The organism is Paenibacillus sp. F4, from assembly GCF_002894905.1.
Lineage (GTDB): Bacteria > Bacillota > Bacilli > Paenibacillales > Paenibacillaceae > Paenibacillus > Paenibacillus polymyxa_B.
In genome coordinates this window covers 1-761 of the sequence record NZ_POVS01000047.1, presented here as the reverse complement: position 1 = coordinate 761, position 761 = coordinate 1, and the positions used below count along the sequence as shown (strand labels likewise).

The following is a 761-nucleotide window of genomic DNA, read 5'->3' as shown; positions in this document are numbered from 1 at the left end:
CTCGGTAGATATGATCGTGGGGATGTTCGGGATTATGAAAGCCGGAGGCGCGTATGTTCCGATGGATCCGACGTACCCAGAGGAACGTATCCGCTACATGCTCGATGACTCGGGTGCGGAATTGCTGCTAACGCAAAGCCATCTGGTGGAAAAGGCCACTTTTGGCGGCAAGGTACTGGTGCTGGATGGGGTGCAGGAGGTCTACCACGAGGATGGTTCGAATCTGGAGCCATTGTCTGGCCCGAACGATCTGGCATATGTGATTTATACGTCGGGTACGACGGGACAGCCGAAGGGCGTTATGATCGAGCACCGCGGGCTGTGCAACCTGAAAACCTATTTCGATGAAACACTACAGATGAGCTTGTCGGATCATGTCTTGATGTTTGCCAGTTATTCCTTTGATGCCGCTTGCTGGGAAGTGTTTCAAACGCTGTTCTGCGGAGCCACGCTATATATACCGACGTCGGAAACGATTTTAAACTATGGACAGTTCGAGCAGTACATGGCGAAACACCAAATTACGGCCGTGTTACTACCACCGACGTACGCGGTGTATCTAGAAGCAGAGCGAATGCCAGACCTGCGCATTCTGCTCACGGGGGGATCCGCGACATCGACAGACCTGGTAAACAAGTGGAAGCATCAAGTAGCCTACTACAACGCTTATGGTCCAACGGAAAATTCGATTATTACAACGATTTGGCCGGTGTCTGAGGACGCGAATGCGGAGGAACGGATTTCTATCGGACGTCCTGTCC

Annotated in this window: 1 protein-coding gene; it reads left to right on the top strand. The window is 52.2% G+C overall.

Translation table 11 applies throughout. The annotated features are described in order from the left end of the window. A partial coding sequence (locus C1T21_RS28255) for an AMP-binding protein (RefSeq protein WP_258012642.1) occupies positions 1 to 761 on the top strand: 761 nt, incomplete at both ends.